Source organism: Pseudoalteromonas sp. TAE79 (assembly GCF_000498015.1).
In the GTDB taxonomy this organism is placed as follows: Bacteria; Pseudomonadota; Gammaproteobacteria; order Enterobacterales; family Alteromonadaceae; genus Pseudoalteromonas.
The window spans coordinates 1-4,991 of the sequence record NZ_AUTL01000041.1 but is presented as its reverse complement, the minus strand read 5'-3'; the positions used below and the strand labels follow the sequence as shown (position 1 = coordinate 4,991).

Annotated in this window: 6 protein-coding genes; 1 reads left to right on the top strand and 5 read right to left on the bottom strand. The window is 38.8% G+C overall.

Annotation, left to right across the window (positions count from 1 at the left end):
- Together L655_RS01000000124860 and L655_RS0101150 are read right to left on the bottom strand one after the other, a co-directional pair.
- A partial coding sequence (locus L655_RS01000000124860; protein ID WP_033011148.1) for a hypothetical protein occupies positions 1-273 on the bottom strand: 273 nt, incomplete at its 3' end.
- 249 nt (positions 274-522) lie between these two features.
- A complete protein-coding gene (locus L655_RS0101150) occupies positions 523-1,320 on the bottom strand; it encodes an alpha/beta hydrolase (protein ID WP_007580097.1) in 798 nt (265 codons plus the stop codon).
- Positions 1,321-1,771: 451 nt separating this feature from the next.
- On the opposite strand from L655_RS0101150, the gene L655_RS0101145 reads away from it, so the two are divergent.
- The gene (locus tag L655_RS0101145; protein ID WP_024603811.1) at positions 1,772-3,055 is read left to right on the top strand and encodes an aromatic amino acid transport family protein; all 1,284 of its coding nucleotides are present in this window, start codon (positions 1,772-1,774) and stop codon (positions 3,053-3,055) included.
- Between the two features lie 103 nt (positions 3,056-3,158).
- Here L655_RS0101145 and speD read toward each other — a convergent pair whose 3' ends face one another.
- The 3 genes from speD to L655_RS0101130 form a co-directional block, all read right to left on the bottom strand.
- Positions 3,159-3,971, bottom strand: a complete 813-nt coding sequence (speD, locus tag L655_RS0101140; protein ID WP_024597058.1) for an adenosylmethionine decarboxylase — start codon at positions 3,969-3,971, stop codon at positions 3,159-3,161.
- Positions 3,972-4,059: 88 nt separating this feature from the next.
- Complete coding sequence (locus L655_RS0101135) at positions 4,060-4,473, bottom strand: OsmC family protein (protein ID WP_002958863.1); 414 nt, start codon at positions 4,471-4,473, stop codon at positions 4,060-4,062.
- 85 nt (positions 4,474-4,558) lie between these two features.
- On the bottom strand, positions 4,559-4,906 hold the full coding sequence (locus tag L655_RS0101130) for a DUF3802 family protein (protein WP_007580087.1): 348 nt from the start codon (positions 4,904-4,906) through the stop codon (positions 4,559-4,561).
- Between the last annotated feature and the right edge of the window lie 85 nt (positions 4,907-4,991).

Below are 4,991 nucleotides of genomic sequence, written 5' to 3'. Positions count from 1 at the left end.
CACTGGCGGATATCGCCAGCTGAATCCAATACTGCGTTTGGGGTGCGATATATAAAACTTATCAAGCAGGAGCTTTATGCCAATACCCGCTAAAAATGCGCTGCTGTAATGCAAAACCGGATTCGCATTTAAAATAGCGCTCCAACTTGAATATGCCTTTTGTACAAAACCGACTTTGCTTAAAAATACAGTAATTGTAGTTGCAGTAATTGCGCACAATAAAATGGAAAGCCAGCGTGTGGCTGTAATAGGGAGAGTTTTAACTTGCGACAACTTAATATCCTTATCAATACGTTACCTAACCAGTGTATATCAATTGAACATTATTGGATAAGCAAGTTTGAGAAATAAAGTCGCCTCTTGGCTTTACCGCTAGAATGACGCTATGGCTTGTTGGGTTTCGCTTCGCTCTACCCAACCTACGCTTTGATATAAAAATGGAGTTTTATTCCTTTAGGTCTTGTTTTGAGTTTAGGGCGAAAATCCAAAAAGAATGTACCGATCTTATTCCTTCTACAACCCTTAACGATTTTGCTGGGCGATAAAAGCAAGCGAGTGCTGATTGAATAAGTCAGGACGCTCCACATTACAAACATGGCCACAATGGTGAATAGTTTGCAGTACGCTATTTTTATGACGCTTAACCATTTCTTTAACAGGGCCAAGGAACATATGATCTTCTTTGCCCATAATGTAAAGAATGGGAATATCAATGTCTTTTTCTTTGAAGTATTGCATTAAAGGATTTACGTCCATGGCTAATTTAAACCATTTTATAAACTCTTTTTGGCACAAGCGTTTTGCTTCACGAACAAACAAAAGTCGAGATTCTTTATGACGCTTTTTCGGCATCATGATAAAAGCAAATAAGCGATACAGCCACATATAAGGCAAGAAGTGTTTAAAAGTATTACCTAAATAAACCAATGTATTACTGCGAGTATTAAAACGAGTAACCGCTCCACCTAGCACCATGCTAGAAACATATTGCGGCGCAATTTCAGCAATATTTCGAATAATAATTGTGCCCAATGAAATGCCAACAAAGTGTGCGCTGGTGATATTGTTATGATCTAACACATCTATAATGTCTTTAGAGACATTATTAAACGAATAATTATTATCAACAAAGTTTTGTACTAAGTTATTCGATTTACCGTGACCACGAAGATCAAGCAACAATACATTATATTCTTTTTTATAAGCCTTAAGCTGACGAAACCAAATTGCCGAGCTACCACCTGCTCCATGGACAAATACAACCCATGTTTTACTGGTTTCGTGCGCAAAAGTAGTATGGAAGAGAATCTCTTTGCTCATTGCAGTTAGTGGCCTATTTACTTCGTTTGGCATATTCAATTGCAGGAAGTATAACGGAGTTTAATAAAAATCTCTTATGAAGTTCAGATCAATGGCTTCTACTTAACAGCTTTTGGGAGCAGATTCTGATTTTTAAATGAAAACCAATAAAAATGACCTTCCCCTATTTTTACGTTATGAAAACCGCCTTCCTCGGCTTTCCTGCTCGCGTGACGCTATAGCGTGTTGGGTTTCGCTCCAACTAACCAACCTACCCCGTACAGTAACTCTATAATGTGGCTTGCCATTTAAGGCTTTTGCTCACTTTTACACCGCTGTTTCGTATTCATGACACTTACCCTTCAAATTGGTCTAATTAATTAGTCTACAAATCCTCTCAAAACATGAAATTTTTAGCTAAAAACTATATTCTTGCGCGCGATTATTATTTAAATAATGGATAAACACACACATGACAACATCTCAAGATGCAACGCTTTCAAATGCATCAACAACAGGTGCACACACACCTTCAAACACACCCACTTCTAAATGGAATCTGCACGATACGCAGTGGACTTTAAGCCTTTTTGGTACCGCCGTTGGTGCGGGTATTTTATTTTTACCTATTAATATTGGCATTGGCGGTTTTTGGCCGTTAATTATTTTGGCATGCTTAGCATTTCCAATGACCTTTTGTGCACACCGTGGATTAGCGCGTTTTGTACTTTCATCAAAAAATAAAGATGCCGATTTTACCGATGTAGTTGAAGAACACTTTGGTGTGACTGCGGGGCGGTTAATTTCTTTATTGTACTTTTTATCTATATTCCCAATTTTGCTTATTTACGGTGTGGGCTTAACCAATACCGTTGATAGCTTTATGGTTAATCAAATGGGGATGGAATCACCTTCTCGCGTGTTGCTTTCGGGTGTATTAGTTGCAGGTATGATTAGCTTAATGATGGGCGGAGAGCGCTTAATGCTGCGTGCCTTTGCTATTTTAGTTTATCCGCTTGTGGGTATATTGTTCTTTTTATCACTTTATTTAATCCCAAGCTGGCAAATGCCAGATATGACACTGCCTGAAATGGGCAGCTTTGGTAAAACGTTGTGGTTATCGATTCCTATTATTGTGTTTTCGTTTAGCCACGCAGCGGCTATCTCAAGCTTTGTAAACGTGCAACGCGGTCACTACGGTGAACAAGCTACACATAAGTCTGAGGCGATTTTAAAGCGCACTAGCTTACTACTTATTACCTTTGTACTGTTATTTGTGTTCTCTTGCGTGCTGTCGCTTACAGGCGAGCAAATGGCCGCTGCTAAAGCCGCTAACGTATCGGTTTTATCCTACCTTGCTAATATTACTGATAACTCGTTTATTGCCACACTTGGGCCGCTTGTTGCATTTATTGCTATTACATCGTCGTTTTTGGGTCACTTTTTAGGAGCGCGTGAAAGCTTTACGGGTTTAGTAACTAAACAAACAAGCTTAAGCGCAAAAGCGGCCGATAAAATTGGCGTACTCATTATGTTTTTAGCTATTTGGTTTTGTGCGGTTAAAAACCCAAGTATTTTAGACATGATGGATCAGTTATCGGGCCCTATCATCGCAATGATCTTATTCATCATGCCAATGATTGCAGTTTATAAAGTGCCTGCACTTCATAAATACCGCAACCGATTAAGCACGCTATTTATATTAGCGGTTGGCTCACTTGCTGTATTTGCACTTATTTACAGCATGATTAATTAATACGCTATATATTCAAAAGCCCAGCTAATTTAATTAGCTGGGCTTTTTTAGCCATAAAAAAATGGCGCTCACTGAGCGCCATTTTTAATTTAATTCGTTGCTATTATTCTGTATCTGGCAGGTTACGGCCATAGAATATTTCTTGCATTTCGCGAGTCAGCTTAGAGCGAATTTCGTCTTCTTCTTCGTCCGATAACTCATCAGTAGAAAGGCCGAATAAATAGGTATTTAAGTCGGTTTCTTTTAACATCATTTTAGTATGGAACAGGTTTTCTTGATACACGTTCACGTCCATCATTTGGTACGCTTCTTTGGTATCTTCTGTCATGAAGTTTTGAATCGAGCTAATAGCATGATCAATGTAGTGCTTAACACCGTTTATGTCGCGGGTAAAACCACGAACGCGGTAGTCAATTGTTACTACGTCTGATTCAAGGCTATGAATTAAGAAGTTTAACGCTTTAAGTGGCGAAATAATGCCACAAGTAGACACTTCAATATCAGCACGGAATGTACAAATACCATCATCAGGGTGAGCTTCTGGGTATGTGTGTACACAAATGTGGCTTTTATCTAGGTGCGCAACAACTGAATCAGGTAATGGGCCTGGTGCTTCGTCAGCATCGTAATTTTGCTGCTCTTCTACTGGTTCTTCTGAAACCAAAATAGTTACACTTGCGCCTTGCGGTTCATAATCTTGGCGCGCTACATTTAAAATGTTAGCACCAATAATATCAACAACTTCACCTAAAATGTCGGTTAGTCTATCTGCACTGTACTGCTCATCGATATATTCAATATATTCTTTACGTTGTTGCTCGGTCTTTGCGTAACAAATATCATAAATACTAAAGCTTAAACTTTTGGTTAAATTGTTAAAGCCATGAAGTTTAAGTTTATCGAAGGGTTTGTTCATAATAAACCAACCTATAAATTAGTGGGTTCTGCACCTGCAGAATGAAAAGTTCGCGGATTTTATACGAATTTCCCTCGTGGAAAAAGCGTTATTTTGCTTGATCTTGCACAACTTCGTGGCTATGCGTAATTTCTACTGTTTTATCAAGCATTAATGCAACTGAGCAATACTTTTCAGCAGAGAGTGAAACGGCGCGTGCAAGGTGCTTTTCAGACACATTATTGCCTTTAACAACAAAGTGTAAGTTGATTTTGGTAAACACACGTGGGGCTGTTTCGGCGCGCTCTGCACTTAGTTGTACTTGTACATCTGAAAAATCTTGTTTGGCTTTTTTTAAAATACTAACCACATCAACTGATGAACAACAGCCAACTGACATTAAAACCATTTCCATTGGGCTTGGTGCTGCACTATCGCTGCCGCCATCAAACACAACATTGTGGTTAGAATTAGAACGACCAATAAACGTATCGCCTTCAACCCATTTTACATTTGCTTGCATTGTTATATCTCAAAAAATATTTTCTTGATTGTAAGCAAGTTAGCCGTAGTTGCAAATGAAAATGCAACGCAGGGCTATAAAATGACTAAGATTGTTGCGTTAAAGCGCTATCAAAGAGGTTTTTTACTAAACCTGCAAATTCATCTATAAAGGCATGCTGTTCAACCGTGACAGGCTGTGAGGTGATGCTGCTGAGGACTTCTTCTAAATCGTAAACAATGCCATCAACTTCGCGTACAATTTGACTACGCTGCTCTGTGTTGAGGTTTGTGTGCTGCTCGCAAATAAGCATCACATTTTGTGCAATAACGTCTTCGATTAATTCCATTACTGTTGGGGCACCTGGTTTTATTTCGCCTGGCTTCTCAAACAATGCTAAATTTTGAGTTAGATACATGATCAAATCATCGTACCCTTGCCTATCTAAAACCATTTTTGTACCACCTTTGTATAATTAATTATTTTTGATTTAAGCAGAAAGCGCTGTTGATTGCTAGCTTTGCGCGTTAGCAATACAA

Excerpts from the sequence above, each read along its gene's own strand:
- L655_RS0101145 (WP_024603811.1), top strand. The coding sequence starts at position 1,772 with ATGACAACATCTCAAGATGCAACGCTTTCAAATGCATCAACAACAGGT.
- L655_RS0101130 (WP_007580087.1), bottom strand. The coding sequence starts at position 4,906 with ATGGTTTTAGATAGGCAAGGGTACGATGATTTGATCATGTATCTAACT.
- speD (WP_024597058.1), bottom strand. The coding sequence starts at position 3,971 with ATGAACAAACCCTTCGATAAACTTAAACTTCATGGCTTTAACAATTTA.
- L655_RS0101135 (WP_002958863.1), bottom strand. The coding sequence starts at position 4,473 with ATGCAAGCAAATGTAAAATGGGTTGAAGGCGATACGTTTATTGGTCGT.
- L655_RS0101150 (WP_007580097.1), bottom strand. The coding sequence starts at position 1,320 with ATGAGCAAAGAGATTCTCTTCCATACTACTTTTGCGCACGAAACCAGT.